Origin of the sequence: Planotetraspora sp. GP83 (assembly GCF_041262585.1) — a bacterium.
Classification (GTDB): domain Bacteria; phylum Actinomycetota; class Actinomycetes; order Streptosporangiales; family Streptosporangiaceae; genus JAOEGB01.
In genome coordinates, this window is the sequence record NZ_JBGCBZ010000001.1 from 219,591 (window position 1) to 245,197 (window position 25,607).

Here is a 25,607-nt window from a genome sequence, read left to right on the forward strand (position 1 = left end):
GTACATCTCCGAGATGACGGGCCCGGACGGATTGCCACCGTGGAGGGACGCGGGACCCGTCCCGCCGCTTCTAGGTTCATGGCATGACCACTGATCAGGACGACTCCCGGCAGGTCGTCGTGCGGCTGGACGACGTCCACAAGGAGTACGGCGAGGCGAAGGCACTGGACGGCATGTCGCTGACTGTTCACGCCGGGGACGCGGTCGCGGTGATGGGACCTTCCGGTTGCGGCAAGTCCACCCTGCTCAACATGGTGGCCGGGCTGGACCGCCCGGCCTCCGGCACCGTCCAGGTGCACGGCCAGGACCTGGGGAAGCTCAACGAGACCGGGCTGGCCCTGTTCCGGCGGCGGCACATCGGCATGATCTTCCAGTTCTTCAACCTCATCGACGACCTGCCGGCCCTGGACAACGTGGCGCTGGCCGCGCAGCTCACCGGGACCCCGGCCCGGCAGGCCCGCCGGCGCGCGCTGGAGCTGCTCGACGAACTCGGCGTGGCGGACCGCAGGGACGTCTATCCGGCCGCGCTGAGTGGAGGGGAGCGTCAGCGGGTCGCCGTGGCGAGGGCGCTGATGAACCGTCCGGCGCTGCTGCTGGCCGACGAACCGACCGGCGCCCTGGACAGCCGCTCGGGCGAGCAGGTCATGGACCTGCTGATCGACCTCAACCAGATCGGCCAGACCCTCTTGATCGTCACCCATGACCAGCATCTGGCCACCAGGTGCGCCGACCGCCTGGTCGAGATGGCCGACGGCCACGTGGTCCGCGAGAGCTCCCTGGAGCCGGCCCCGTGAGCGCCGTCTGGCTGGCCTCGCGCGCGGCGGTGAAGCGGCGCCGGCTGCAGACGTTCGTCATCGGCCTCGTCGTCCTCACCTCCACCGTCGCGTTCGTGGTCGCCCTCGGCCTGCTCGACGCCACCTCGGCCCCTTTCGACCGCACCTTCGACCAGCAGCGTGGCGCCCACCTCGTCGCCGCCTTCGACCCAGCCAAGGCCACGGATGCGCGGCTCGCCCAGAGCGCCCACCAGCCGGGGGTCGAGGCGGTCGCCGGGCCGTTCGCCGAGGCCGTCCTCACCGCCCCGCCCACCACGTCCCCGCCTACCGAGGGCGCGTACAGCCCGCCGCCAGGACCGATCACGGTTGTGGGCCGCGCCGATCCGGGCGGTCCGGTGGACCGCGTCGACCTCTGGGGCGGCCGCTGGGTCACCGGACCTGGCGAGATTGTCCTGATGCGGCCGCCGAGTCAGCACTACGGACCGAACGAGGCGGTCGGCAGCAGGCTCATCGTCCCCGGCGCTCCGCCGCTCACCATCGTCGGCTTCGCCTCCAGCCTGAGCCAGACCGCGGGCGCCTGGGTCTGGCCCGGCCAGATGGGCGCCCTGCACCCGACGGCCACCCAGATGCTCTACCGGTTCGGCCATGCCGGCACGGACCGCCAGGTCAAGGCGGGCCTGGCGGGGGTGACATCCGGACTGCCGCGGGGCTCACTGCTCGCCTCACTGTCGTACCTCACCGTCAAGCGGGACATGACCAGCACGGCCTCCGCCTACGTCCCATTTCTGATGGGCTTCGGCATCCTCGGGGTGGTGGTGGCGGTGCTGATCGTCGGCAACGTGGTCAGCGGCGCCGTCGTCTCGGGGTTCCGGCACATCGGGGTGCTCAAGTCACTGGGATTCACGCCGAACCAGGTCGCCTCGGTGTACTTGGTGATGGTCCTGGTCCCCGGGGGCGTCGGCTGCGTGATCGGCGCCGTTGCCGGCTATCTGGCCGCACAACCCCTGCTGGACATGGTGTTCGCGGGATTCGACTCCGGATACTTCACTCCCACTCTCAGCCCCTGGGTCGGCGTGACAACCATGCTGGGCATGCTGACCGTCATCCTGCTCGCCGCGCTCGTCCCCGCGCTGCACGCACACCGGCTCTCGGCGGCCCGGGCCATCAGCGCAGGCACCGCCCCGAGCGCCGGGCGCGGTCTGCGCGTCCAGCGCCGGCTCAGCGGCACCCGGCTGCCCCGCGCCGTCAGCCTGGGCCTGGGCCTGCTGTTCGCCCGCCCCGGCCGTACGGCGATGACGCTGATATCCCTGGTCCTGGGCGTGACCACGGTGACGCTCGCGACCGGCCTGTCCTCCTCGGTGACCGCGTTCATGGACGCTCAGCGTGGACGCGTCCAGACCGTGATCTACATGGGCGCCCAGGTGGACGGCGGGACCGCGCCGAAGCTGACGGACCATCAGATCGAGGCGAAGCTGCGGTCCCTGCCCGGCGCGGCGCAGGTGACCGCCATGACGCCGGTCGGACTCCACATGGTGGGGGACGCTCAGCGCATCTGGTGCTGGTTCATGCGCGGGGACTCGGCGGCCACGGGTGACGCGCTGGTGAAAGGCCGCTGGGTGAGCGGTCCCGGGGAGGTCGTCGCCCCGACGCCGTTCCTGCGCAAGCGCGGCATGGCGGTCGGCGGCCTCCTCACGCTGGAACTGAACGGCCGGCGGCAGGCCGTGACCATCGTCGGCGAGACGATGGGCGGCAACGCGGACTCGCTGAACGCCACCGAGGAAACGCTGACCGCGCTCGCCTCCGAACAGGCGCCCAACCAGTACTGGGTCCAGCTAGCCCCCGGTACGGATGTCAACGCCTACGACGCCGCGGTCAAGGCGGCCGACCCCGGGCTCAACCCGTCGGCCTCCGGGGGCGTGAACGCCGTCACCGTCAGCATCGTCGGCTCCTCCTCGGTCCTCACCCTGCTGCTGGGCGCCGTCGCGGCCCTCGGGGTCTTCAACACCGTCGTCCTCAACACCCGGGAGCGCCGCCGCGACCTGGGGATGCTCAAATCGATCGGGATGACGCCACGTCAGGTGAAGGTGATGATGACGACCTCGATGGCCGCCCTGGGCGTGGCCGGCGGACTGCTCGGCGTCCCCTTCGGGATCGGCGCGCACCGCCTGATCATCCCAGCCATGACCGAGGCGATCGGCTCCGGCCTCCCGGCCTCCATGATGGACGTCTGGCATGCGCCGGCGCTCGCCTTTCTGGTTCTGGCCGGTGTGGCGATCGCGGTCCTCGGCGCCTTCGTCCCGGCCCGCTCGGCGGCCCGGCTCACGATCTCGGAGACGCTGCGCAACGAGTAGGCCGCTGCTCGGCACCGGCCTCCCGAGCCGATCCGGTCCCGGACTCGATCGAAAATGCCTCCTCTATCGTTGAACTCTCACAAAGCGGGAGACCAGGCTGATGATCACGCGGGTTCGGCTGAGTGGCCGGCATGCGACGGGTACGGCGAAGCCAGGGCCGCCGAACGAACCCCCGCCCCCGTCGGCGCCTCCGCCTCCTCCCGCCTGGCGACGCTGGCTGATCCCGATCGGCATCATGATCGTCGCGCTGTGGCTGCTGGCGCCGCAGTTATTCGGCGGATCGTCGGCCAAGCCGTACCCGTACAGCGACTTCGTGGCGAAGGTGAGCGCCGGACAGGTGAAGGCGGTGACGATCGACGACCAGGGCGGCGTGACCGGCAGCCTGAAGGACGGCACGAAGTTCGTCACCCAGATCCCCACCGCGCTCGGCGCCGGCCAGTTGGAGACGCAGTTGCGGGCCGGCGGCGCCCAGATCACCGCCGTCCAGGCGGGAAGCTCCTTCCTATCGATCATCCTCAGCTTCCTGCCGCTGCTGCTGCTCATCGGCCTGTTCGTCTGGACGGGGAGGCGGGCGCAACAGTCCCTCGCCGGCGGCATCGGAGGGTTCGGCCGGTCCGCAGCGAAGATCATCGAGGCGGAGCGGCCGACGACCCGTCTCGGCGACGTCGCCGGCTACGACGGGGTCAAGCAGGAGATCAGCGAGGTGGTCGACTTCCTGCGTGACCCCGGCCGCTACGCCGCGGTGGGCGCCAAGCCGCCCCGAGGCGTGATCATGGTGGGTCCGCCCGGAACCGGTAAGACCCTTCTCGCCCGCGCGGTCGCAGGCGAGGCCGCGGTGCCGTTCCTGTCCGTCACCGGATCGGCCTTCGTGGAGATGTTCGTCGGCGTGGGCGCCTCACGAGTGCGCGACCTGTTCGCCGACGCCCGCAAGCGCGCGCCCTCGATCATCTTCATCGACGAGATCGACGCCATCGGCGGCCGCCGCAGCGGGGGAGTGGTCGCCGGCGGCAACGACGAGCGCGAGCAGACGCTCAACCAGCTGCTGTCGGAGATGGACGGCTTCGACCAGAGCAGCGGGATCGTCGTGCTGGCCGCGACCAACCGGCCGGAGACCCTCGACCCGGCGCTGCTGCGCCCCGGCCGATTCGACCGGCAGGTCACCGTGCCGCTGCCCAACCAGTCCGAACGGGCGGCGATCCTCGCGGTGCACGCCGAGGGCAAGAATCTGGATCCGGAGGTCGACCTCGACGTCCTCGCCCGTGCGACGCCGGGGTTCTCCGGCGCCGACCTGGCGAACCTGGTCAACGAGGCCGCCATCAACGCGGTCCGGGCCGGCCGTACGACCAGCAGCGCGCACGACTTCGACACGGCCCGCGACCGGGTGCTGCTCGGCAGGCGCGAGACGTCCAATGCCCTGCTCCCGCAGGAGCGGCAGTCGGTGGCGGTGCACGAGTCGGGGCACGCCCTGCTCGCGACGCTGTCCGAGCACGCCGACCCGGTGGCGAAGGTCACCATCCTGCCCGCGGGCATGACCTTGGGCGTCACCGAGCAACTGCCCGAGGCCGAGCGGCACCTCTACAGCGAGAGCTACCTGACCGATCTGCTCGCCGTACGGCTCGGCGGCCGGGCGGCGGAGCTCGTCGTCTTCGGCGAAGGCTCGACCGGCGCCGCCAACGACCTCGCCTCGGCCACCCAACTCGCCACTCGGATGGTCCGCGACTTCGGACTGTCACCGGCGCTCGGCCCGGTCGGCTACTCCTCCACCAGCCTTTCATTTCTGGGCGAGGACGCGGATGACTTCCGGCGCAAGCCGTACTCCGAACGGACCCAGCAGATCATCGACGAGGAGGTGGCCCGCCTGCTGGGCGAGGCCGAGAAGCGCGCGGTCGACCTGCTGCGCACCCACCGCGGCGCCCTCGACCGGCTCGCCGCGCTCCTCATCGAGCACGAGACGGTCGACGGCGACGCCGTCAGCGGCGTGCTCCGGGCGCCGTGTGATCGAGACGTGTGATCCGGTAGCTTCGGAGACCGTGACGACGGTTGACCCTTCCTATGACCTGGAACTCCTGCTCACGTCCACCGGCGGCGCCCGCCTGGTCGCCGGTGTCGACGAGGTGGGAAGGGGAGCCTGGGCCGGTCCCGTAGCGGTCTGCGCCGTGGTGACCGACCTCTCCGCGCCCCCACAGGGCCTCACCGACTCCAAGTTGCTCTCCCCTTCGCGGCGTACGGCTCTCGCGGGGGAGATCCTGTCCTGGGCCACCGGCATCGGGTACGGCGAGGCGTCGGTGGAGGAAATCGACACCCTCGGCATGACCGAGGCGCTGCGCCGGGCGGCGCGGCGGGCGCTGGCGGAGCTTCCCGAGAGGCCCGACGCCGTGATCCTGGACGGCAAGCACGACTACCTGGGCGCCCCCTGGGCGGTCCGCTGCCAGACGAAGGCCGACCTGTCGTGCGTCTCGGTGGCCGCCGCCTCGGTGATCGCCAAGGTCCGTCGCGACGCCCTCATGGCCTCGCTCGGCTTCGATGACTACGGCTTCGCGGACAACGCGGGCTATCCCTCCCCGGTCCACCAGAAGGCTCTGTCGTCCCTCGGCCCGACGCCGCATCACCGGTTGTCCTGGTCGTACATGGACGATCTGCCTGAATGGCGGCATCTCAAGAAGCACCGCAACATCCTGGCCGGCGAGGGCCAGTTGTCACTGTTCGGGTAAACCCGGGCGGCGCTTCGGGGCGTGCCGGTCGGAGTCCGGTCGAGCGTCAGGCGGTGGCCGAGGCGATACCGAGCCGGTCGAAGGCCGCGGCCACGCGCTCCGCCCGAGCGCGTCGCGTGACCGCATCCATGATCGCGCGTTCGCCACGACCGCCCGGGTGTGGGAAGACCTCACTCGGGCGGGGTCTGCCGAGGCGACTCAATGCGTTCCGGGGCAGGTGGTGCCGTTGGCGGGCACGGCTCCGTTCAGGAGGTAGCCGTCGACGGCCCGCTGGATGCAGGCATCCCCGGTGGGGTAGGCGCCGTGGCCCTCGCCCTTGAGCGTGAGCAGCACTCCGGAGCCGAGTTGCTTGGCCAGCGCGGGTGCCCAGGAGTAGGGCGTGGCGGGGTCGCCGGTGTTGCCGATCACGACGATCGGCGGCGCGCCGGGGGCGTCGACCCTGTGCGCGTTCTCATCGCCCTCGACCGGCCACCCCGTGCATGACATGGGACGCCAGGCCAGGGTCGGCCCGAAGACCGGGGAGGCTTTCTTGAACGCGGGCAGCGCCTTGGCGATGTCTCTCTCGGTGTAGCGCTGGGGGGTGCTGGCGCAGTAGATGGCACCGGAGACGTCGAGGTAGTTGGTGTAGTGCCCGTCGGGGCTCCGCTGGAAGAGGGCGTCAGCCAGGGCCAGCAGGATCGTGCCGTCACCGGCGGTCGCGCGCTCGATGGCCTGCGCGAGCAGGGGCCACGCCGCCTTGGAGTAGAGCGCCGCGAGGACTCCGGCTTCGCCGAGCCTCTGGGTCAGCTCGCGCCCGCTGTCGGTGGCGAGCGGCTTGCCGTCCAGACCGTCCAGCAACGCGGCGATCTTCGCGGTTACCGCATCCTTCGTCGTCTTGGCTCCCTGCTGCTGGGCGGCCCACCGGCTGTAATCGCCGAGCGCCCGCTGGAAGCCCGCCGCCTGCCCGAGGAAGAACGGCACCGGGTCCAGCTTCGTGTCGACGGCGCCGTCCAGGACGACGCGGCCGACATTGGCGGGGAAGAGGTGGGCGTAGCCGGCGCCCAGCCAGGTCCCGTACGAGAAACCGAAGTAGTTGAGCTTCCGCTCCCCGAGCGCGGCCCGCAGCACGTCCAGATCCCGCGCGGCGCTGACCGTCCCGACGTACGGCAGGACCTTGCCGGACCGTTTCTCACACCCCTCGATGAAAGCCTTGCTCGCGGCGCGGAAGGCCGCCCTTTCGCCGGCGTCGTCCGGGCTGGCGTCCATCGCTGTCAAGGCGTCCTTCGAGTTGTCGTCCACGCAGGTCACCGGGCTGCTCCGGCCGACGCCACGGGGGTCGAAGCTGACCAGGTCGTAGCGAGTGCCGAGCTTGGCGAACTGGGCCGCGGCGCCGCCGGTGAACGCGTCGACCCCGGATGCGCCGGGGCCGCCGAAGTTGAACACCAGCGACCCGAGGCGGTGGGGCTGGTCGGTGGCCCTGACCCGGACCAGGGCGACCTGGATGGTCTCGCCGTGGGGTTTGGCGTAGTCGAGCGGCACCATCAGCTTCGCGCACTCGAGACGTTGAGGCTGCGGTTCGCCCGGCCGGGCGACCGGCGGAGTGGGGCACGCGGCCCAGGTCAGCGGCACCGGGTGGTACGGCTCCGCCGTACCGGCGGCCGCCGCTCCGCCCTGCCCGGAGCCGGTGATCGCGCCGACCATGAGGACTATCGCTCCCGTCGTCACGATGGACGCGCTCACACGATTGATGATCGATTTGCCAGTGAACAGCACGAGCTGTTCTCCTTTCCGTTGGAGGCATGTGCGCGTAAGGACACGCCCGCGGGCGTGGTGTGCGGCTTCCATCTCGTGGGCTGCCGAGTTGCCGCTCGGCGGCCCACATCACGATGATCTTGGAGTGCGTTTCGGTGCTCCCCGCGTCTGAACGCGACGGCCTGTCTCAGGCCTATTCTTGGAGTTCCGGGAGTTCCGGGAGTTCCCGCAGGGATTTCTCCGAGAAGTTCCGCAAGCGTTCCAGCTGTTCCCAGTGATGAGCGATGCGCTCCTTGCCGATCGCTGTCAGTGTGACATTCGTGTTGGGCTTCCTGTTCACGAATCTCTTCTCGATCGTCACCAGGCCCGCCTCTTCGAGCTTGGTGAGGTGGCTGGAGAGATTTCCCTTGGTCAGCCTGGTGGCGCGCTGCAGGAAGACGAAGTCGGCGTCTTTCACCGAGGACAGCACCGTCAGGATCGCCAACCGGCCCGGCTCATGGATCAGCCGATCGAGGATCGGTTCCTCGTCGCTATTGCCCGGCATCGCTGTTCCCGTGGTCCAGATCGCCGGGGGCCCCGAAGGTGCGCCGGAGGGCGCCGTGGTCGAAGATCCCCGTCGCGATGGTGGCGATCCCCGCGAGGATGAGACCCACGTTGATCTTGGCGTCGGCTCCCACGGAACCCCAGATCGGCAGCAGGCCGGCCACTAACAGAGAACCCCAGATGATCACGTGGTGCGCTCTCAGCCGCACACTGACGGCGTAGGCAAACAGCATGATCAGGGCGAACGCGGCCGTGGTCCCGCTGACCGGCAGATCTGACGTCCAGTCCAACCGCACCCCGCCGACGACCACCGCCGCGCTGACGAGGGTGACGACGACGGCCCTCACCTGTGCCGTCGTTGACGGAGTGACGCGCCCGTAATTCTCGCTGTAGTAGCGCGTGATGAGCAGATATGTCGCCCCTGCCAGCACCATCGCGCCCACGAACACCCAGACGTGACGTAGCGGGCCCCATTGCAAATTGCTCAGCCCGGCGAGGACTAACAAGATCCCCGCCGGAACGGAGAGAAGACCTCGCATATAGGAGTAGATCGCCGCCGCGGACTCCAGGCTCTTGCGTTCCATGCTTTCCATCCTCCCCAAACTGGTTGGTGATGCCAACCACCATACCTCTAGGCGACATATCTGCCAACTGGTTTGCGCCACAAACATCGAAGCCCATCGAAGACATGGCCGCGGCTGCCCACGAACCACCGCCACCGGGCGCACCGCGCGACAGGCCGTACGGCCGGGGCATGGCCCGCCTCATGCCGCCCGGGTGTGAAGGATGCGGCATGATCGTCGGCATGCGTGATGACCTTGTGCTGGCCCAGCGAGCCGCTGTCGCCGGTGCGGCGGTGGGGCTGCGGTATTTCGCACGCGTTCAGGAGCTTGCCCGGCAGCACAAGGCCGATGGTTCGGTGGTGACCGAGGCGGACCTGGCCGTGGAGGAGGAGGTCCGCCGTGTGTTGCGTGCCGATCGACCGGCTGACGCCTTCATCGGGGAGGAGACCGGTGAGCTCGGCCAAGGGCGGCGCCGCTGGATCCTCGACGGCATCGACGGAACGCTCGTCTTCGTCCAGGCCGACGATCGCTGGCAGACGTTGATCGCCCTGGAGGAGGACGGGGAGGTGGTCATCGGGATCGCGGTCGTTCCGGCCCAGCGGAGGCTCTGGTACGCCGCGCGCGGCCAGGGCGCTTTCGTCGCCGACCTCATTGATGGACGGGTGAGCGGCGAACGGCGTCTACGGGTGGGGAAGCCGCCCGCAGCGCTGAGCTCGTGCCGGGTGGCGGTCCTCCCGCCGATCGACATGATCCCGGCACGGCATCGGCCCGAAGTGGACAGGCTGGCGGACGCCACCGTGGTGACGGGCTGGTCCGTGCACGGCGCGCTGCTGGTGGCTTCGGGGGAGCTGGACATGGCGGTGCAGGTGGGCGGCGAGCTCTGGGACTATGCCCCGCTGTCGCTGATCGTGACCGAGGCCGGAGGCCGGTTCAGCGGCGATCGCGGGCAGGCGCATCCCTTCACCGGCACAGCGGTCTTCTCCTGCGGTGACGCGGTTCACGAGGCCGCCTGTGCCCTCCTGGCCGGCGCCACAGGCGGAAAGTGATCACGCGTCCCGGGACCCGACCCGGCCCCCGCTGCCCCGGACCGGACGGGTCAGCGGGCGAGCAGAGTCGAGACCACTGCCACGACCATGAAGAGGGCGAGCAGGATGCCCAGCCCGATGAGAAGACCCGACCGGCCTGAAGGGCTCCTATGGGGATCCCGCAGGTCGATCACGACGGTCTTCGCGATCACATCGTGGAGGCAGCGCCTGTCGGAGTCCGCGAAGATCCACAGCGCGTCGGCGAGATAGAGAACCGGCCCGAGATACGGGATCGCCGTCAGCAAGGGGTGAACGAGGGCGCGGAGCCCGGAATCGCGGATGCCGGGCGCTTCCCCGGTCGCGCTGGACACGACTTTCAGGCGGCAGAGCCGCTTTCCGAGCGTCTGGCCCCACCGGGCATGCAGTAGCCAGAAATAGATGGTGAAAAGGATGGTCCCGGCGACCTCGACGGGCCACCTGGGGTTTCCTGTGTAGGGGTCCAGGAAAGTGGTCAGAACAGATCTTCCAGCGGCTGACGTCTCCCTGTGAAGGTGCAATGTCAATGGCGCGGTGGCGAGACCGTAAATCACTCCGTCAATGAAGTGAGCGGCGAAACGATGACGCCTGGCGGCGAGAGGCTTTGCCGCAAGAGGGAGGGAGGTGATCGTCACCCGGGCCAGTGTGCCGGAAGAGATCTGACACTGGAAGTGGCGCAGCGCCTTATCGGGCCGGCTTGGTGTCGTAGTCGTGCCGGGCCCGGTCGACTTTGCCGAGGTTCGTGGTGGCCCATTCCGCGAGATGGGCGAACAAAGGGGCGAGGCTGCGGCCCAACTCGCTGATCTCGTACTCCACCCGAGGGGGGATCTCTGGATGGTACGTGCGCACGATCAGGCCGTCGCGTTCCAGTTGGCGAAGCCTCTGGGTCAACACCTTCGGCGTGATCGTGGTGATCCGTCGTTCCAGCTCAACGAACCGCTGCCGGCCGTGCGCGTTGAGGGTCCACAGGATCGGCGTGGTCCACCGGCTGAACACGATGTCCACGACCGGGCTGATCGGACAGGCAAGCTCGGGATCGGTCGTCGCGGTCGTCGTCCAGGGTGCGCTGCCGTCCACGTGGGATCCCTCCGACATAGTCACTTTCCTCTAGGTACCTACGATATCGGTGGTGTTAGCGTCACGGGGTCGCGGCGAGGCCACCCCCGCCTCGCGACGTTCGCGCCCCACTCGGGGCGTGGACCACCACGATGAACGACCTGGGAGCTTTGCATGATCGTAGTGACGGGAGCGACCGGCAACGTAGGCCGATCGCTCGTGCGGGCCCTGGCGGCAGCCGGTGAAAACGTGACGGCGGTGTCCCGCCAGGTCTCCGGCGCGGACGTGCCGGAAGGCGTCCGGCACCGGCAGGCCGACCTGACCGCCCCCGAGAGCCTCCGGCCCGTCTTCGACGGCGCTGACGCGCTGTTCCTGCAGAACGGCGGCGCCACTGCGCATCTGCTGAGCCCGCCGGACATCCTCGACGCCGCCAAAGCCGGCGGAATCGGACGGGTCGTGTTGCTGTCCTCCCAGGGAGTCGCGACCCGGCCGCAGTCGGCCTCCCACGGGGACGTGGGACGGTCCATCGAGGACGCCGTCCGCCAGTCGGGCTTGGACTGGACGATCCTGCGGCCTGGCGGCTTCAACTCCAACACCTACGCCTGGGCCGAGTCGGTCCGTGCCCAACGGACCATCGCCGCGCCGTTCGGTGACGTCGGCCTGCCGACCATCGACCCGGCCGACATCGCGGAAGTCGCCGCCACCACCCTGCGCGAGGACGGCCACGCCGGGCGGATCTACGAGCTGACCGGGCCCGCCCTCACGACACCCCGGCAACAAGCCGAGGCGCTCGGCGACGCGCTCGGCGAGCCGATTCGGTTCGCCCAGCTGACCCGCGACGAGGCCCGCGCGCAGATGCTGCGGTTCATGCCGGAGCCCGTGGTAGAGACCACCCTCGCCATCCTCGGCGAGCCCACTCCCGCCGAGCAGCGTGTCAGCCCCGACGTCGAGCGGGTCCTCGGCCGCGCGCCCAGCACCTTCGCCGACTGGGCCCGGCGCAACATCGCCGCCTTCCGGTAGGACCTGAGCTGCCGGCCCGGGCCTGACCGCCGGAGAACACGCGAACGGAACCGGCGCCAAGGGCGCTCGATGACGGCGGCGCCACCCGTCGCCGCCGCCATCCGTCGTGTAGCCGTCCGTGACGGTCGCTACGCAAGAGGGTTTCCGGAGGGCAGGCTTGATCCATCAACGGTGGACCAGCGTTGCGACGTCGGCGAACAGCCGGTCATGGGCGGCGGCGGCCTCATGAGAGGTCAGGTCCATGTTCTGGATGAACCCGTGCACCAGTCCGGCCTCCTGCCGGTGCACCACGCGCGCACCTGCCTGGGTCAGCCGCCGGGCGTAGGCGTCGCCTTCGTCCCGCAGTGCGTCATGCTCGGCGGTCACGATGACCGCGTCCGGCATGCCGTACAGATCGGATGCCAGCAGAGGGCTCGCCTGAGCGCGCGCGGCGGGATCAGGTGTCCACTGCGCGACGGCCCAGGCGAGGAAGTCGGCGTCGAGCCCGTGGCCGGAGCCCTTCTCCTCGACACTGGGCTGCGACAACGTCAGGTCCGTGTTGGGACAAATAAGGATTTGTACGGCAGGCAGCGGCTCCCCGGCATCCCGCAGCCGCAAGCAGGCCATGGTCACCAGATAGCCGCCCGCGCTGTCGCCCGCGACCGCCGCCGGCCGAGCCCAGCACACCACCTCGGCCACGTCGTCGATGGCCGCGGGGTACGGATGCTCAGGCGCCAGCCGATAGTCCACCGCCAGGACCTCCATGTCGCAGGCGTCGGCGATGCGCCGGCAGGTCCTGTCATGGGTGTCCAGATCACCGATCACCCAGGCGCCGCCATGCGCGAACACCATCAGCGGCCGCTTCTCGCCCGAGGGCCGGTAGTGGCGCAACGGCAAGCCGTTCGGGCCCTCGATGTCGTCCACATGGGCCAGAGCGGGGCCGGGGGGACGGGCCCCGGCCCGCCGGCGTATTCCCTCGCGCAGCTCACCCAGGTTCGGAACGGTCATGGCGAGCGATCCTAGACCTGTCGCTTCTCGTGGCCTCGGCCGGTCATTCGAGTGATCGCTTCAGACGGCGAAGAGCAGGGCGGCGTTGATGAGCACCACCACGGCGGTGGCGAAGTGGATGCCGAACGCGGCGGCCTTGGTGCCGCCGTGGCGCAGCACGATGACGGTGTCGCCGAGCGGCAGGAGGGCGACCACCAGCATGAACCAGGCTTCGGCGCGGGCACCGGCGAAGGCGAGCAGGGCCAGGCCGAGGATGCCGTAAGTGGTGTCGCGCAGGCCCTTGACGGTCAGGTAGGCCGCGTCGCCGTCCTGCTTCGCGGGGACGCCGTAGCCGGCCGCCGCGGCCTGTGGCGTCAGGAGGAACCGGAGGCCGATGAAGACGACGAACAGGTTCAGCACGATGGCCAGGCCGTACGCGAGGGGGGTAAGCATGGTCTTCTCCGAGTGCTAGCAGTGCTAGGAACACGAGCGACACTAGCAGAGCGGTGACAGGAACGCTAGCAGTGCTAGAATCGGCTCATGTCGATACAGGCGCGCCGGGAGCGCGAGCGGGCGGAGCGGGAGCGCTTGATCATCGCGGCGGCCCGGGAGCTGGCCGAGGCCGAAGGATGGGAGGCGGTGACGACCCGCCGCCTCGCCGAACGGGTCGAGTACAGCCAGCCCGTCCTCTACAGCCATTTCAACGGCAAGGACGCCATCATGGCGGCGGTGGCGGTGGAGGGCTTCGCCGACCTCGCCGCCGAGCTGCGCGCGGCCCGCATGTCGGCGTCCGGCCCCCGGCAGTCCCTCGCCGACGTCAGCGCCGCCTACGCCGCGTTCGCCGAGCGGCGGCCCGCGCTGTACGACGCCATGTTCAACCAGACGGTGGACCTGCCGTTCGCCACCCCCGAAGCGCCGGCCGCCCTGCACGCGGCCTTCGACGAGCTGCGCGAAGCCGTACGGCCACTGGCCGCAGAGGACGACCTCGGCCTGCTCACCGAGACGTTCTGGGGCGGCCTGCACGGATTGATGACGCTCATGCGCGGCGGCAGGCTGCCTCGCGAGCACCACGAGCGGCGGCTGGCGCTGCTGCTCAGCCGCTTCTCACACTGACCCGCCGATCACACATGCCTTCCAAGGTCGCTGGGCGGCGGCGAGCCATAGGAGCCCCCGGCCGTATAGCGCAATCCGGACATCTTGACCATTCTCCTTGGAAGTTTTATACAAGTTTCAGGGGAGGTTTGACCGTACTCACAGGTCACAGCGCTGCCGCTGATGACGGTCCGCAGGAGGTGAGCGCGGTGGCCGCGCTCTATCCGGCGCCACGGGCGGCCCGCGAGGGAGACGGTCAGAGGGGAGTGACGAAGGAGGCCTGAGATGGCACGAGCGGTCGGTATCGATCTCGGCACGACGAACTCGGTGGTGTGCGTGCTGGAAGGCGGTGAGCCCACCGTGATCACCAACACCGAGGGATCGCGGACGACTCCTTCCGTAGTGGCGTTCGCGAAGAGCGGTGAGGTGCTGGTCGGCGAGGTCGCCAAGCGTCAGGCGGTGACCAACGTGGAGCGCACCGCGCGGTCGGTGAAGCGCCACATGGGGGAGACGACCTGGCGGTTCCCGGAGACCGGGACCGTGGACGGCAAGCGGTACACGGCGCAGGAGATCTCCGCCCGAGTGCTGCAGAAGCTGAAGCGTGAGGCCGAGGCCTACCTCGGAGAAGGCGTCCACGACGCCGTCATCACGGTTCCGGCGTACTTCGACGACGCGCAGCGCACCGCGACCAAGGAGGCGGGCGAGATCGCCGGCCTGAAGGTGTTGCGGATCATCAACGAGCCGACGGCCGCGGCCCTGGCGTACGGCCTGGACAAGGAGAACGACCAGACCATCCTGGTCTTCGACCTCGGCGGCGGAACGTTCGACGTGTCGCTGCTGGAGATCGGCCAGGGCGTTGTCGAGGTGAAGGCGACCGCCGGTGACACCCACCTCGGTGGGGACGACTGGGACCAGCGGATCGTCGATCAACTGGTCAAGCAGTTCAGGAACGGCTACAGCGTCGATCTGTCGAAGGACAAGATGGCGGTCCAGCGGCTGCGCGAAGCCGCCGAGCGGGCCAAGATCGAGCTGTCGGCCGCCACGGAGACCACGATCAACCTTCCCTACATCACGGCCTCCGCCGAGGGCCCGCTGCACATGGACGAGAAACTGACGCGCGCGCAGTTCCAGCAGCTCACCCACGACCTGCTGGACCGCTGCAAGGGTCCCTTCCACCAGACGGTGAAGGACGCCGGGATCACGGTCTCCGACATCGACCACGTCATCCTGGTCGGCGGCTCGACCCGGATGCCGGCCGTAGTGGACCTGGTCCGGGAGCTGACCGGCGGCAAGGAGCCGCACAAGGGCGTCAACCCCGATGAAGTGGTCGCGGTCGGCGCCGCGTTGCAGGCCGGGGTGCTCAAGGGCGAGGTCAAGGACGTTCTGCTGCTGGACGTCACCCCGCTGTCCCTCGGCATCGAGACCAAGGGCGGCATCATGACCCGGCTCATCGAGCGCAACACCACGATCCCGACCAAGCGCTCGGAGGTGTTCACCACGGCGGACGACAACCAGCCGTCCGTGGCCATCCAGGTCTACCAGGGCGAGCGCGAGATCGCGGCGTACAACAAGAAGCTCGGCATGTTCGAGCTGACCGGCCTGCCGCCCGCCCCGCGCGGAATCCCGCAGATCGACGTCACCTTCGACATCGACGCCAACGGCATCATGCACGTGTCCGCCAAGGATCTCGGCACCGGCAGGGAGCAGTCGATAGCCATCACCGCCGGCTCGGCGCTGCCGAAGGAGGACATCGAGCGGATGGTGCGCGATGCCGAGCAGCACGCCGACGAGGACCGCCGCAGGCGCGAGGCGGCCGAGACGCGAAACACCGCCGAGACGCTCGTCTACACCACCGAAAAGCTGTTGCGGGACAACCCGGAGAAGGTGCCGGCCGAGGTGAAGTCCGAAGTGGAGGCCGCGGTCGCCGACCTCAAGGAGAAGCTGAAGGGCGAGGACGTCATCGCCATCCGCGAAGCCACCGAGAAGGCCACCGCGGCCGCCCAGAAGGTGGGCCAGGCGATGTACGCGCAGGCGCGGGGAGCCGCCGCGGGCGAGGCGCGTGCGGATGAAGGTGCGCAGCAGGGGACCGGCGAACAGGACGTCGTGGACGCGGAGATCGTCGATGAGGACAAACGGCAGGGAGGCGCCGAATGAGCCGCCCGTCTGATTCCCGGCGCAAGGGCCGGCCACGTACCGACCTGCCCCGGCTCCCTGAGGGGATCCAGGGGTGCAAGGCCATCCTGGCCGGTGCGCCGGCGCGGACCGGCGGAGTGCCCGCCCCGGCGCCGCGGACCGCGACGGGCGACCCGCCCGCGCGGTCGCGGACAGCGAAGTTGCAGGCGGAACTCGCCGAGCGCACAGCGGACCTGCAGCGGGTCAAAGCGGAGTACGACAACTATCGCAAGCGGGTCCAGCGCGACCGTCTGGCGGTCCGCGAGATCGCGGTGGCGAACGTGCTCCGCGGCCTGCTGCCCGTGCTCGACGCCATCGCCCGGGCCCGCGAGCTCGGCCAGGTCCACGACGGCTTCCGGCAGGTCGCCGAGGTGCTGGAAGCCGAACTCGCGGCTCTCGGCCTGCAGTCCTTCGGCGAGCCCGGCGAGCTCTTCGACCCCGAACGCCACGAGGCGATCTTCCACGCGTACTCCACCGGGGTCGGCCAGGCGATATGCGGCGAGACCCTGGCCCGCGGCTACCGGGTCGGCGACCACCTTCTGCGCGCCGCCCAGGTGACGGTCATCGAGCCGCCCGCTCCCGCCGCCGGCGGCGGATGACACGTGGCCTCGCTTCCCGGCTTGCCGGACACGCTGTGGTGGGCGTCGGCGAGCCGGGTGCCCTCCTCGGCCAGCGCCAGTGCGGCCCGCTCGGCCTCGGTGAACACGGTGGACACGCGCCAGGCGGCGACCAGACCAGGTGGAGCCGGACCGAGGTCTCCCCGGCGGCCGAGGCCTCCTTGGTGTGGTGGTCGACGCAGAAACCGCAGCCGTTGATCTGGCTGGCGCGCAGCATCACCAGCTCCTGGGTGGCCCGGGACAATGTCACAAAGCGGCGGGAACGGGCGTCTTGTGCGTGTGGCACGGTTGAGAGCGAACAGGCAGGAGCCAGCTATGAGCGAGCGCAGTGAGCGACCAATGCCCGAGCCTCTGCGCCGTTGAGTCCGGGGCCCACCGAGAACGGCGTGAGACTCCCGAAGCGGATCCCAGGCGGGGGAGCCGGCCCCGACGAAAACAGGGATGATCGCTGACCTCGCCCGCTTCGCTGGTGCACGTGCAAGTGTGGGCGCGCCGGGGGCAGGACGGCTACCGCCAAGCCGCCGGAGCCGCCATCGAAATCCGCCAGCTCCGCCACGCCCACGCCACCGAACTCATTCGTCCGGCCTGCGTGACCGGGTGATCCTGACCGTTCAATCCTGGCCGGATCCCCCTCGCCCCCGATACCCACCAAGCCCCACCGCAGGCCCGAGGACCGGGTCGCCGTAGTCGGCCCCCCACTCGGGTGCGCGTCACCAGGGGCAAGTAGCTCTGTGGAACGGTGTGACCCCGCTTGACCTTGACACAGTGACAAGGTCTTCACTGTAGCCAAGGAGGTGGTCCCAATGACCATGCCGAAACAGGACACGGATACGATTCGAGCTTTCCAGGGCCTGGAGGACAGCCGCTCGTCAGTGCGGCTGCGGGCAGCGCTAGCGGTCGGCACGACCCCTGACCCGCGGTTCATCGACAAGCTCATCGAACGATGCGCGATCGAACCCGAATTCTTCGTGCGCGACATGCTTACGTGGGCACTCACCCGCCACTCATCATCAATGACGGTCCCAGAGCTTCTCAATGAAGTCCGCTCGGAGCGTGCGCAGGCACGAAGCCAGGCGTTGCACACGCTGTCCAAGATCGGGGATCGGCAAGCGTGGCCGGCGATCACACGGGCGCTTCTGTCCGACGCCGACGATGAGGTGGCGCGGAGCGCTTGGCGGGCAGCGGTCGTGCTCGTGCCCGAAGGTGAAGAGCCCGAGTTGGCCGCAGTGTTGTCGACACAGCTCGGGCGCGGTGAACGTGAGATGCAGCTGAGCCTCAGCCGGGCGCTGATCGCGCTCGGTGAGGTGATTTTGCCGACTCTGCGGGCTGCGATGACGGATCTCGACCCTCGCGTGCGTGCGCACGCGATCGCCACGGAACGGCTGTTGCGTAACCCGGATGCCGGATTCGAGTTCGCGATCGAGGAGGCGAAGCGCGTCGTAGCCCTCGGCAGGACCAGCCAGGAGGGGTGATAGGCAATGTTGATCGGTGATGTGGCACGACGGTCCGGGGTCAGCGCCCGCATGCTCAGGCATTACGACTCGCTCGGCCTGGTGCGGCCAACGGGTCGTACCGACGCCGGCTATCGAGAGTACTCCAGCGAGGACATCCGGCGGATCTTCCATATCGAGAGCCTGCGGTCATTGGGGCTGTCGCTGCGTGAAGTCAGGCGCGCGCTCGATGATCCCGGCTTCACGCCCTCAGAGCTCGTCGACGACCTCATCCGTCAGACGCGAGAACGCATTGCAGGTGAGACGGAGCTGCTCACGCGACTCCGTCGGATCGGTGCCGCGGAACCCGCCGGCTGGGAGGACGTCCTCCAGATCGTCGCACTCCTCCAGGCGTTAGGGTCAAAGAGCGCTGGGGAGCGCCAGCGCGCGGCCTTGTCCTCAGTTGAAGAGGTTCCGGTGCCGGTGGAAGCACTGGTCGAGGCAGCGCTGAGCGAGACGGACCCGAACGTCGCCGGAGCCCTTCGATGGGCTTTGGCGCAATCAGGCGATGGCGGATTGGCGCTGCTGGCGGAGGGCCTCCGCTCACCAGTAGCCGAGGTGCGGAAACGTGCCGTCCAGTCCATCGCTGAGATTCCGAGCGGTGAGGCGACCGCACTGCTGCAGGACGCCCTCGCGAACCCCGACATCGTGGTCCGCAGGTATGCGGCTCTGGCGCTCGGGGTACGTGGAGTAGCCGACGCGGTCCCGACCCTCATCGATATGGTCCTCGAGGGGACGAATGACGTCGATGCAGCCGATGCGCTGAGCGCGCTGGCGGGTCGTCCCGCGTTGGCGGATCAGATCGCTACCAGGCTCGTTGACTGCCTCGCCCACGGCACCGTTGAATCGTCTGCACGTCGACGGCTGGCACAGGCGCTTGCGGACATACCGGGAATCACAGCGTCACGTGCCCTCGCAGATCTGTCACATGACGAAGACCGTGCCGTTGCGCTTACTGCGGCGTACATTCTCGGGATACGCAACGCACGATAACGGATCTTTCCTGCGGTGCTGTGTGCGTGGGGCCCAGCTGTTGCTGGTCACCGCATGCCGCGGCCACGATCCTGTTCACAGCACGGCGCCGCAGACGCGATCGCCGCAGGCGAGCAACCACAGCGGTGGCGGGCGGCCGTACGCGACCTCACCCGCCACTGTCTCGCGGTCAAACGTCCCACGTGACCGGGAGGCTCTTCACCCCGTAGATGTCCGCGGTCTCCGGGCGCAGGTCAACCTCTTCAGCCGGTACGGCCAGCCGTAGCGTGGGGAAGCGGTTGACCAGCGCGGGGAGCGCGACGCGCATCTCGACGCGGGCCAGCTGCTGACCCAGGCACTGGTGGATGCCGTGGCCGAAGGCCAGGTGCCCGCCCTCCTGCCTCCGGAGGTCGAGCACGTGGGGATCGGTGAAGCGCTCGGGGTCGCGGTTGGCGGTGGCGTAAGACAGGATGACCGTCGAGCCGGCCTTGACGGTCTGGCCGCCCAGCTCGACGTCCTCCAGCGCGACCCTCGCGAACTGCTTGGCGACGCTCAGATACCGCAGCAGCTCCTCCACGGCCCCGTCGGTGAGCGCGGGATCGGCGCGCAGCGCGGCCAGCTGCGCCGGGTTCTGCAGCAGCGCGAAGGTGCCCAGCGCCAGCATGTTCGCGGTGGTGTCGAACCCGGCCGCCAGCAGGATCAGGGCGATCCCCCGCAGCTCCTCATCGGTCAGATCGCTGCCGGTCAGGTCGCTGAGCACGTCGTCGGTGGGGTTGGCGCGCTTGGCGGCCACCAGCTCCGCGAGGTACTGCTGGGTCGCGGTGTAGGCCGCGATCAGTTCCTCGTCGCTGACCTCCCCGCCGAGGAACTTGTCGATGTGCTCTTGGAAGGAGCCCCGGTCTTCGTACGGCACGCCCAGCAGCTCACAGATGATGATGGAGGGGATGGGCTTGGCGAACGCGGTCACCAGGTCCGCCGACGGCCCGGCCTTCTCCATCGCGTCCAGGTGCTCGGCGGTGATCTGCTCGACGCGCTCGGTGAGCTGTCGCATCCGCCGGACGGTGAACTTGCCCACCAGCGGTTTGCGGTAGCGGCTGTGCTGCGGCTCGTCCATGAGGAGGAACTCGCCGGGCGGCGCCGGGGGGACCTCGATCTCGCCGAGGTCGACCAACGGGTGGTGGCGCATGAGCTCCTTGCGTGAGCTGAACCGGGAGTCGGCCAGGACCGCCCGGACCAGGTCGTAGCCGGTGACCAGCCAGCCCTCGTGTCCGTCGGGGAAGGTGTAGCGGTTGATGGGGCCGTGCCGGCGGGCGTCGATCAGCTCTGCCGGCGGGTCGAAGGGGCAGCCGGGCTGACGCGCCGTCGGCAGCGTCGTGACGGTGTGGAGGGATTCACTCATGGCCATTCCTCATCTCACGATAGTACGTGTTTGGCGCTGCTCGAAAGCTACGTTGCATTCAGATGTATGTCAATCGACTGAAAGGTGTTTTCCCAGGTGTATGGCGACAAATTGAGGCAATGACGCTGGGGTCGAATGCAATGCTGCGTTGCAATGAATGGCGGCGAAGGCAATACTGGCGGCATGCCAGGAGGACGGTTGACCCAGCAGGACCGCCAGCGCATCGCGGCCGGACTCGCCGACGGGCTCTCCTACGCTGAGATCGCCAGGCGGCTCGACCGGCCGACCTCGACGATCAGCCGGGAGGTCGGACGCAACGGCGGCCCCGGCGGCTACCGGCCCCAGCAGGCGCACCAGGCGACGGTCCAGCGGGCGCGGCGTGGCACACCGGCACCCCCGCGCGCGGCCAGAGCGCCGGGCGGCACGATGGAAGAGGAGATCATCGAGATGGCGGTCAGGACGGGGCTGCCGAGGATGACAGCGCGCGTGCACCTCGACCTGTTGCTGTCCGAGGACGGCAGGCGCACCGCGGCCGAGCTGACCCGCAGGCTGAAGGTCAGCCCGGCCTCCGTCTCCGTGGCCGTGAACTACCTGGTCCAGCAGGGGTATGTCCGGCGCGAGCGCGATCCGCAGCGGCGTCGCGACATCTACGTGGTCGACGACGACGCCTGGTACCACTCGATCGTGATCAGCTCGCGGCAGACGCTCGAGGCGGCGCAGGCCGCGATGACGGCGGCGGAGACGTTCGGGCTCGACGGGCCCGTAGGGCAGCGGCTGGCCAGGGGAGGGGCGTTCCTGGAGCGGGTCAGCCTGGACATGATGGAGTCGGCCGACCGCTGTCGCGCCCTCCTGGCGTGATGGGTCTCAGCCGAACCACCTGGGGAGCCGGCGGTCCTGGCCTGAGCCGTCCCCCCGATCAGCGCCCCAGGACGGCTGACGGCGGGCGTCACACTAGTCGGCCGGGGCGGGGGCGGTGCTTTCGCGGATGACCAGTTTGGTGGCGAGTTCCACCCGGGTGGTGTCGAGGTCGTCGCCGTCGAGGAGCTGGAGCACCATGTGGGCGGCCAGCGCCGTCATCTCCGAGAGGGGCTGGCGGACCGTGGTCAGGCGAGGGGTGACCCAGTCGGCGAAGGGCAGGTCATCGAAGCCGACCACGCTCACGTCCTCCGGCACCCGCAGCCCCCGGTCGCGCAGAGCGCGGTAGGCGCCGAGGGACTGGTGGTCGCTCCCGGCGAAGATGGCGGTCGGCCGTTCGGGGAGGGCCAGCAGGTCCAGCGCGTGGCGGTGGGCCAGTTCATGCCCGAAGTCGCCGTGCCGTACCAGAGAGGGGTCGAAGGCGATCCCCGCCTCCTCCAGCGCGGCGCGGTAGCCGTCGAGCCGGGCGCGCGACGACAGGCGGCCGGGCGGGCCGCCGATCATGGCGATGCGGCGATGCCCCAGCTCGATGAGGTGCCGGGTCGCGGTGAAGCCGCCCGGCCAGTTGGTCGCCCCCACCGAGGGCACGTCGGGACTGGGGTCGGCGGCGGGATGCACGACGGCGAACGGGATGCCGAACCGCCTCAGCTCGCGTTCCTGTGACGGCGAGAGCTCGGAGATGACCAGGATCGCGCCGAGCGAACCCCGGGTGGCCAGCGCGTCCAGCCACTGCCTGGCCAGCCGCGAGCGGCCGTGCACGGCGGAGACCACCAGGCCCATCCCGGCCTTCTGCACGACCTCCTCCGCACCCCTGATCAGCTCGACCGCCCACGGGCTGTCCAGCTCGTTGACCACGAACTCGATCAGCCCCCCCGCCCGCTCCTGGCGGCCCGGCGCGGTGTAGCCGTGCTGGCCGAGCAGGCGCTGCACCTTCGCCCGCGTCTGCGCCGAGACATCGGATCTCCCGTTGAGCACCTTCGACACGGTCGAGATCGAGACCCCGGCCTGCGAAGCGATGTCCGCCATTGTGCTGCGGCGCGTCATGTCCGCGAAACCTCCCGAAAACCCCTGCAGGTCAGCGTGGCACGGGGCAACCTCCCAGCGCAACCGGGCCTTGACGGACATCCGATGTTTCGCCTACGTTACCGGCAACACTCAGAAGTTGCGAAAACTATCGCAACTCACCCCCCGCTCTGAGGTGTTCGATGAGACGTGTCATGGCCGGGATCGTCCTGCTGAGCCTGCTGATGAGCCTGGCGGCATGCGGCGGGACGCGGAAGGGTTCCGGAGAGCTCCTGGTCTGGGTGGACAACACCCGGACGGCGGCGGCCAAGCAGTACGCGGCCGCGCACAAGGACCTGAACATCAGGGTTGTCACGATGCCGCCCGACGCCGGATATGCCGCGACGAAGGTGTCGCTGGCCAACAAGACCGGTAAGGGCTGGCCGGATGTGGTGTTCCTCACGAACCCGGCCGAGGTGTCGACGTTGGCGGCGGCGCCCTTCGACTACGCCGCGGCGCTGGAGGTGCCGTCGAGCGTGCGCGACTCGTTCACGCCGGGCGCGCTCGACCCCTGCGTCCTCGGCGGCAGGCTCTACTGCCTGCGCAACGACCTGGCGCCGACCGTGCTGTGGTACGACGCCAAGCTCATGAAGGACTTCGGCTACGAGGTGCCGACGACGTGGGCGCAGTACAAGCGGATCGGCGAGAGGGTCGCCAAGGAACACCCCGGCTACCTCATCGGCACCATGAACGGCAAGTACGGCGCGGGCGTCTACTTCGCCAGCAGCGGCTGCCCGACCAGGCAGGCCGTCAGCCTGACCGAGGTGCACATCGACGCCGCCGACCAGGCCTGCACCCGCATGGCGGACCTGCTGCAGCCGCTGGCCGCCGACAAGACCGTCAGCACGGTGTCGCCCACCGACCCGGCGTTCGCCAAGCTCGGGCAGGACGGCAAGATACTCATGCTGCCGGGACCCGCCTGGTTCGGCGACTTCATCTTCAAGCCGTCGTTCAAGCTGCCGCCGGGACGGCTGGCCGCCGCGCCGATGCCCGCCTGGGACGGCGAGGACAAGCCCTACAGCGGGCAGGTCGGCGGGGGCGTGTTCGTGGTCTCCAAGCACGCGGGCCAGCGGACCAAGGCCGCGCTCGACATGATCACCTGGATGACGACCGACGTGGCGCTGCAGGCCAAGCAGCCGACCTTCCCCGCGCACCAGGCCTCGGCCGAGGCGTGGGGCAAGGCGAAAGCGTCCGACAGCTTCTACGCGGCCGACCCGGTGCCCGCGCTGAAGCAGGCGGCGGCGTCGCTGCGGCCCGGGTTCGGGTTCGTCCGTTATGAGGCGGTCTGGCAGAGCAGCTTCAATGAGACCGTGATCGCCGCCGTGACCGCGGGCAAGCCGATCGCGGGAGCCCTGCCGGACTGGCAGAGCCGGCTGACGCAGGCGGCCACCTCGGCGGGATACACGGTCAAGTGAGGAGAAGTCGGGGTAATGCGGCCAGGCCGCTCGCGGTCTGGGTCCTGGTCGGCCCGTATGTGGTCTTCCTGGTGGCGTTCGGGCTGGCCCCGGCCGCGTTCGGGCTGTGGTCCTCGCTGGGCTCCTGGGGGGAGGTGTTCAACGACTACCGGCTCGGCCCCGCCGTACGGAACGTCGGGCTCTATCTGGTGCTGTGGCTGCCCGTCCTGGTGCTGCTCGTGCTGTCGCTGGCGCTGACCCTGCACGCCCGGCCCGGCAGGTTCGCCGGGGTCATGCGTTTCGTGTACTACCTGCCGGGGGCGGTCACCGGCTCGGCCGCGGCCCTGCTGTGGCTGTTCATGGTGAGCCCGGACGTCAGCCCGTTCGGCCCGCTGCTCAGCGCCCTGGGCGTCGGCAGCGCGAGCCAGACGCTGCAGGGCGACGGGCTGATCGGGGTGCTGGTGGTGATGGGGCTCGCGATCCACGCCGGGGGCTGGATCGTGGTCCTGTACGGCGCGCTCACCGCCCTGCCGCGCGACGTGCTCGAGGCGGCGGCGGTGGACGGTGCGACGCCGTGGCACATCACCTGGCACGTCAAGCTCCCGCTGGTGCGGCGCTATGTCGCGTTCGTCGTGATCAGCAGCTTCGCCAGCGGGAGCCAGGTGTTCGTGGAGCCGACCGTGCTGGCGACCGGCGTGCCAGGGCAGATCAGCCCGACCTGGTCGGTCAACCAGCTCGCCTACTTCTACGCCGCGCAGGAGGGCGACTTCGGCAGGGCGGCGGCGCTGTCGCTGGCGATGCTCGCGGTGGGGCTCGTCGCGGCGCTGCTGGTGATCTACAAGACCCGCTTCTACCAGACGGACGCCGCATGACCCGGCGCGCCTTCCTTGCCCTGGCCGGGCTCTTCTTCGTGCTGCCGCTGGTCTGGATGGTGCTGGCGCCGACCAGGACGGCCGACTCGCTGATCGGCGGGCCGCCGCTGTCGTTCGGCTCGATCGCGAACGTCGTCTCCGCCTGGGGCAACCTCATGGCCTACAACGACGGCGAGCTGGTCGGCTGGATCGGCAACTCGGTCGGCTACGCCGCCGCCAGCGTCGCGCTGACGCTGCTGCTGTCGATCCCGGCCGGATACGCACTGGCCAAGCACGACTTCCCGGGCCGCAGGGCGGTGCTCACGCTCACGCTGATCGGCATGATCCTTCCGCAGACGGCGCTTGTGCTGCCGCTCTACCTGGAGATGACCGCGGCCGGGCTGACCGGCACGCCGTGGTCGGTGATCCTGCCCCTGGCGTTCTACCCGTTCGGCGTCTACCTGGCCTACCTGCACTTCGCGAGCGCGCTGCCCGGCGCCGTCCTGGACGCGGGCCGCGTCGACGGCGCGGGGGAGCTGCGCCTGTTCCTGACCATCGGCCTGCCGCTGGCCAGGCCCGCGATCGGGCTGATCGCCTTCTTCGGCTTCGTCAACGTGTGGACGAGCTTCTTCCTGCCGTTCGTGATGCTCGACGACGACCGCATGTTCACGCTGCAACTCGGGCTGATGAGCCTGCTGCAGTCGACCGGCGCGGTCAACGCCTCCAGCGGCTTCTCCAGCCTGAACATCCACCAGCCGGAGGCGGCGCTGGCCGGGCTCGTCGCGTGCGCGCCCATGCTCGCCGCCTTCCTCGTCGCGCAACGCGCCCTGCGCACGGGCATGCTCGCGGGCGCGGAGAAGGGGTGACC

At 69.5% G+C, this 25,607-nt stretch carries 25 protein-coding genes; 15 read left to right on the top strand and 10 right to left on the bottom strand.

What is annotated here, in order from left to right; translation table 11 throughout:
* The first annotated feature begins 83 nt into the window (after window positions 1-83).
* From ABH927_RS01085 to ABH927_RS01100, 4 genes are all read left to right on the top strand, one after another.
* Window positions 84-794 carry an ABC transporter ATP-binding protein gene (locus ABH927_RS01085; protein ID WP_370017501.1) on the top strand — a complete coding sequence of 237 codons (711 nt, stop codon included), beginning with the start codon at window positions 84-86 and terminating at the stop codon, window positions 792-794.
* Window positions 791-3,124: an FtsX-like permease family protein gene (locus ABH927_RS01090; protein ID WP_370017502.1), complete on the top strand. Its 2,334-nt coding sequence runs from the start codon at window positions 791-793 to the stop codon at window positions 3,122-3,124. Before ABH927_RS01085 ends, ABH927_RS01090 begins: the two co-directional genes overlap by 4 nt.
* Before the next feature lie 100 nt (window positions 3,125-3,224).
* Window positions 3,225-5,135, top strand: coding sequence for an ATP-dependent zinc metalloprotease FtsH (gene ftsH / locus ABH927_RS01095; protein ID WP_370017503.1), 1,911 nt, complete (start codon window positions 3,225-3,227; stop codon window positions 5,133-5,135).
* Window positions 5,122-5,835 (top strand): ribonuclease HII, encoded by a 714-nt coding sequence (locus tag ABH927_RS01100; protein WP_370017834.1) that lies wholly within the window; start codon window positions 5,122-5,124, stop codon window positions 5,833-5,835. Before ftsH ends, ABH927_RS01100 begins: the two co-directional genes overlap by 14 nt.
* Window positions 5,836-6,033: 198 nt before the next feature.
* Here ABH927_RS01100 and ABH927_RS01105 read toward each other — a convergent pair whose 3' ends face one another.
* The 3 genes from ABH927_RS01105 to ABH927_RS01115 all read right to left on the bottom strand — a co-directional run bounded on the left by ABH927_RS01105 (window position 6,034) and on the right by ABH927_RS01115 (window position 8,693).
* Window positions 6,034-7,554 carry an alpha/beta hydrolase gene (locus ABH927_RS01105; protein WP_370017504.1) on the bottom strand — a complete coding sequence of 507 codons (1,521 nt, stop codon included), beginning with the start codon at window positions 7,552-7,554 and terminating at the stop codon, window positions 6,034-6,036.
* 205 nt (window positions 7,555-7,759) lie between these two features.
* Window positions 7,760-8,110 carry a winged helix-turn-helix domain-containing protein gene (locus ABH927_RS01110; protein ID WP_370017505.1) on the bottom strand — a complete coding sequence of 117 codons (351 nt, stop codon included), beginning with the start codon at window positions 8,108-8,110 and terminating at the stop codon, window positions 7,760-7,762.
* Window positions 8,097-8,693 carry a hypothetical protein gene (locus ABH927_RS01115; protein WP_370017506.1) on the bottom strand — a complete coding sequence of 199 codons (597 nt, stop codon included), beginning with the start codon at window positions 8,691-8,693 and terminating at the stop codon, window positions 8,097-8,099. The genes ABH927_RS01110 and ABH927_RS01115 overlap by 14 nt, the downstream gene beginning before the upstream one ends.
* A 221-nt stretch (window positions 8,694-8,914) precedes the next feature.
* On the opposite strand from ABH927_RS01115, the gene ABH927_RS01120 reads away from it, so the two are divergent.
* The gene (locus ABH927_RS01120) at window positions 8,915-9,718 is read left to right on the top strand and encodes an inositol monophosphatase (RefSeq protein WP_370017507.1); all 804 of its coding nucleotides are present in this window, start codon (window positions 8,915-8,917) and stop codon (window positions 9,716-9,718) included.
* Between the two features lie 50 nt (window positions 9,719-9,768).
* Here the strand turns inward: ABH927_RS01120 and ABH927_RS01125 are convergent, their stop codons facing one another.
* Complete coding sequence (locus ABH927_RS01125; RefSeq protein ID WP_370017508.1) at window positions 9,769-10,368, bottom strand: RDD family protein; 600 nt, start codon at window positions 10,366-10,368, stop codon at window positions 9,769-9,771.
* Between the two features lie 49 nt (window positions 10,369-10,417).
* Complete coding sequence (locus tag ABH927_RS01130) at window positions 10,418-10,828, bottom strand: winged helix-turn-helix transcriptional regulator (RefSeq protein ID WP_370017509.1); 411 nt, start codon at window positions 10,826-10,828, stop codon at window positions 10,418-10,420.
* 135 nt (window positions 10,829-10,963) lie between these two features.
* On the opposite strand from ABH927_RS01130, the gene ABH927_RS01135 reads away from it, so the two are divergent.
* Window positions 10,964-11,809, top strand: coding sequence for an NAD(P)H-binding protein (locus tag ABH927_RS01135; protein ID WP_370017510.1), 846 nt, complete (start codon window positions 10,964-10,966; stop codon window positions 11,807-11,809).
* 165 nt (window positions 11,810-11,974) lie between these two features.
* Here the strand turns inward: ABH927_RS01135 and ABH927_RS01140 are convergent, their stop codons facing one another.
* A complete protein-coding gene (locus tag ABH927_RS01140; RefSeq protein WP_370017511.1) occupies window positions 11,975-12,796 on the bottom strand; it encodes an alpha/beta hydrolase in 822 nt (273 codons plus the stop codon).
* A gap of 60 nt (window positions 12,797-12,856) precedes the next feature.
* Window positions 12,857-13,228 (bottom strand): DUF4267 domain-containing protein, encoded by a 372-nt coding sequence (locus tag ABH927_RS01145; RefSeq protein WP_370017512.1) that lies wholly within the window; start codon window positions 13,226-13,228, stop codon window positions 12,857-12,859.
* Window positions 13,229-13,315: 87 nt separating this feature from the next.
* Here ABH927_RS01145 and ABH927_RS01150 point away from each other — a divergent pair, with 87 nt between their 5' ends.
* From ABH927_RS01150 to grpE, 3 genes are all read left to right on the top strand, one after another.
* Window positions 13,316-13,888 carry a TetR/AcrR family transcriptional regulator gene (locus ABH927_RS01150; protein WP_370017513.1) on the top strand — a complete coding sequence of 191 codons (573 nt, stop codon included), beginning with the start codon at window positions 13,316-13,318 and terminating at the stop codon, window positions 13,886-13,888.
* 264 nt (window positions 13,889-14,152) lie between these two features.
* Window positions 14,153-16,021 (top strand): molecular chaperone DnaK, encoded by a 1,869-nt coding sequence (gene dnaK, locus ABH927_RS01155; RefSeq protein ID WP_370017514.1) that lies wholly within the window; start codon window positions 14,153-14,155, stop codon window positions 16,019-16,021.
* The gene (gene grpE, locus ABH927_RS01160; protein WP_370017515.1) at window positions 16,018-16,638 is read left to right on the top strand and encodes a nucleotide exchange factor GrpE; all 621 of its coding nucleotides are present in this window, start codon (window positions 16,018-16,020) and stop codon (window positions 16,636-16,638) included. The genes dnaK and grpE overlap by 4 nt, the downstream gene beginning before the upstream one ends.
* Here the strand turns inward: grpE and ABH927_RS01165 are convergent.
* On the bottom strand, window positions 16,601-16,873 hold the full coding sequence (locus ABH927_RS01165; RefSeq protein ID WP_370017516.1) for a carboxymuconolactone decarboxylase family protein: 273 nt from the start codon (window positions 16,871-16,873) through the stop codon (window positions 16,601-16,603). The two genes, grpE and ABH927_RS01165, sit on opposite strands and share 38 nt — an antisense overlap.
* A 586-nt stretch (window positions 16,874-17,459) precedes the next feature.
* Here ABH927_RS01165 and ABH927_RS01170 point away from each other — a divergent pair.
* Entirely contained in the window at window positions 17,460-18,128 is a 669-nt protein-coding gene (locus ABH927_RS01170) for a HEAT repeat domain-containing protein (RefSeq protein WP_370017517.1), read from the top strand.
* A 6-nt stretch (window positions 18,129-18,134) separates the two neighbouring features.
* The gene (locus tag ABH927_RS01175; RefSeq protein WP_370017518.1) at window positions 18,135-19,139 is read left to right on the top strand and encodes a HEAT repeat domain-containing protein; all 1,005 of its coding nucleotides are present in this window, start codon (window positions 18,135-18,137) and stop codon (window positions 19,137-19,139) included.
* Between the two features lie 169 nt (window positions 19,140-19,308).
* Here the strand turns inward: ABH927_RS01175 and ABH927_RS01180 are convergent, their stop codons facing one another.
* Window positions 19,309-20,517 (bottom strand): cytochrome P450, encoded by a 1,209-nt coding sequence (locus ABH927_RS01180; protein WP_370017519.1) that lies wholly within the window; start codon window positions 20,515-20,517, stop codon window positions 19,309-19,311.
* A 198-nt stretch (window positions 20,518-20,715) separates the two neighbouring features.
* Between ABH927_RS01180 and ABH927_RS01185 the strand changes: the two genes are divergently transcribed.
* Window positions 20,716-21,375: a helix-turn-helix domain-containing protein gene (locus ABH927_RS01185; RefSeq protein WP_370017520.1), complete on the top strand. Its 660-nt coding sequence runs from the start codon at window positions 20,716-20,718 to the stop codon at window positions 21,373-21,375.
* A 93-nt stretch (window positions 21,376-21,468) separates the two neighbouring features.
* Here ABH927_RS01185 and ABH927_RS01190 read toward each other — a convergent pair whose 3' ends face one another.
* Window positions 21,469-22,476 (bottom strand): LacI family DNA-binding transcriptional regulator, encoded by a 1,008-nt coding sequence (locus ABH927_RS01190; RefSeq protein ID WP_370017521.1) that lies wholly within the window; start codon window positions 22,474-22,476, stop codon window positions 21,469-21,471.
* 161 nt (window positions 22,477-22,637) lie between these two features.
* Here ABH927_RS01190 and ABH927_RS01195 point away from each other — a divergent pair, with 161 nt between their 5' ends.
* Genes ABH927_RS01195 through ABH927_RS01205 form a run of 3 tightly spaced genes read left to right on the top strand, consistent with a single transcriptional unit; the run spans window position 22,638 to window position 25,605 of the window.
* Window positions 22,638-23,909 (top strand): extracellular solute-binding protein, encoded by a 1,272-nt coding sequence (locus ABH927_RS01195; RefSeq protein WP_370017522.1) that lies wholly within the window; start codon window positions 22,638-22,640, stop codon window positions 23,907-23,909.
* Complete coding sequence (locus ABH927_RS01200; protein WP_370017523.1) at window positions 23,906-24,760, top strand: carbohydrate ABC transporter permease; 855 nt, start codon at window positions 23,906-23,908, stop codon at window positions 24,758-24,760. Before ABH927_RS01195 ends, ABH927_RS01200 begins: the two co-directional genes overlap by 4 nt.
* Window positions 24,757-25,605 carry a carbohydrate ABC transporter permease gene (locus ABH927_RS01205; RefSeq protein WP_370017524.1) on the top strand — a complete coding sequence of 283 codons (849 nt, stop codon included), beginning with the start codon at window positions 24,757-24,759 and terminating at the stop codon, window positions 25,603-25,605. Before ABH927_RS01200 ends, ABH927_RS01205 begins: the two co-directional genes overlap by 4 nt.
* The last annotated feature ends 2 nt before the right edge of the window (window positions 25,606-25,607 follow it).

Bases quoted from the DNA above. Each gene is read 5' to 3' on its own strand.
- ABH927_RS01175 (WP_370017518.1), top strand. From the start codon at position 18,135: ATGTTGATCGGTGATGTGGCACGACGGTCCGGGGTCAGCGCCCGCATG.
- ftsH (WP_370017503.1), top strand. From the start codon at position 3,225: ATGATCACGCGGGTTCGGCTGAGTGGCCGGCATGCGACGGGTACGGCG.
- ABH927_RS01145 (WP_370017512.1), bottom strand. From the start codon at position 13,228: ATGCTTACCCCCCTCGCGTACGGCCTGGCCATCGTGCTGAACCTGTTC.
- ABH927_RS01135 (WP_370017510.1), top strand. From the start codon at position 10,964: ATGATCGTAGTGACGGGAGCGACCGGCAACGTAGGCCGATCGCTCGTG.
- dnaK (WP_370017514.1), top strand. From the start codon at position 14,153: ATGGCACGAGCGGTCGGTATCGATCTCGGCACGACGAACTCGGTGGTG.
- grpE (WP_370017515.1), top strand. From the start codon at position 16,018: ATGAGCCGCCCGTCTGATTCCCGGCGCAAGGGCCGGCCACGTACCGAC.
- ABH927_RS01130 (WP_370017509.1), bottom strand. From the start codon at position 10,828: ATGTCGGAGGGATCCCACGTGGACGGCAGCGCACCCTGGACGACGACC.
- ABH927_RS01110 (WP_370017505.1), bottom strand. From the start codon at position 8,110: ATGCCGGGCAATAGCGACGAGGAACCGATCCTCGATCGGCTGATCCAT.
- ABH927_RS01180 (WP_370017519.1), bottom strand. From the start codon at position 20,517: ATGAGTGAATCCCTCCACACCGTCACGACGCTGCCGACGGCGCGTCAG.
- ABH927_RS01115 (WP_370017506.1), bottom strand. From the start codon at position 8,693: ATGGAACGCAAGAGCCTGGAGTCCGCGGCGGCGATCTACTCCTATATG.
- ABH927_RS01085 (WP_370017501.1), top strand. From the start codon at position 84: ATGACCACTGATCAGGACGACTCCCGGCAGGTCGTCGTGCGGCTGGAC.
- ABH927_RS01170 (WP_370017517.1), top strand. From the start codon at position 17,460: ATGACCATGCCGAAACAGGACACGGATACGATTCGAGCTTTCCAGGGC.
- ABH927_RS01205 (WP_370017524.1), top strand. From the start codon at position 24,757: ATGACCCGGCGCGCCTTCCTTGCCCTGGCCGGGCTCTTCTTCGTGCTG.
- ABH927_RS01190 (WP_370017521.1), bottom strand. From the start codon at position 22,476: ATGACGCGCCGCAGCACAATGGCGGACATCGCTTCGCAGGCCGGGGTC.
- ABH927_RS01165 (WP_370017516.1), bottom strand. From the start codon at position 16,873: ATGCTGCGCGCCAGCCAGATCAACGGCTGCGGTTTCTGCGTCGACCAC.
- ABH927_RS01120 (WP_370017507.1), top strand. From the start codon at position 8,915: ATGCGTGATGACCTTGTGCTGGCCCAGCGAGCCGCTGTCGCCGGTGCG.
- ABH927_RS01150 (WP_370017513.1), top strand. From the start codon at position 13,316: ATGTCGATACAGGCGCGCCGGGAGCGCGAGCGGGCGGAGCGGGAGCGC.
- ABH927_RS01140 (WP_370017511.1), bottom strand. From the start codon at position 12,796: ATGACCGTTCCGAACCTGGGTGAGCTGCGCGAGGGAATACGCCGGCGG.
- ABH927_RS01195 (WP_370017522.1), top strand. From the start codon at position 22,638: ATGAGACGTGTCATGGCCGGGATCGTCCTGCTGAGCCTGCTGATGAGC.